The following is a 302-nucleotide window of genomic DNA, read 5'->3' as shown; positions in this document are numbered from 1 at the left end:
TTGTCTGCCTGAGATGCTTGTTCTTCTAGGAAGCGAGCAAAAAATGGTACTGCTGGGGTTTCCGATGCTTTCACTGTGTTGTTAGACATGGTTTTTCTCTCGATATTGGTTGATTGTCAGGAGTAGCTTTCAATTATTTGATAACTGAAAACTACTGCTTGCATTCCGATGCAGTTGGCTCGAATTTAGAAATCTTCCCAATCAGAAGGATACTTTAGAGTATAGATTGGGGTCTTGTCTGCCTGAGATGCTTGTTCTTCTAGGAAGCGAGCAAAAAATGGTACTGCTGGGGTTTCCGATGC

Annotated in this window: 2 protein-coding genes; both read right to left on the bottom strand. The window is 42.4% G+C overall.

All coding sequences use genetic code 11. From position 1 onward, the window contains the following. On the bottom strand, positions 1-89 hold an 89-nt coding region (locus AACS98_RS23605; RefSeq protein WP_157087506.1), incomplete at its 3' end, for a microviridin/marinostatin family tricyclic proteinase inhibitor. A 96-nt stretch (positions 90-185) separates the two neighbouring features. Next, a partial coding sequence (locus AACS98_RS09505; RefSeq protein ID WP_084386892.1) for a microviridin/marinostatin family tricyclic proteinase inhibitor occupies positions 186-302 on the bottom strand: 117 nt, incomplete at its 5' end.

The sequence above is a fragment of the Anabaena sp. CA = ATCC 33047 genome, assembly GCF_963870205.1.
Taxonomy (GTDB): domain Bacteria; phylum Cyanobacteriota; class Cyanobacteriia; order Cyanobacteriales; family Nostocaceae; genus Trichormus.
This window is presented reverse-complemented; position numbering and strand designations above follow the sequence as displayed.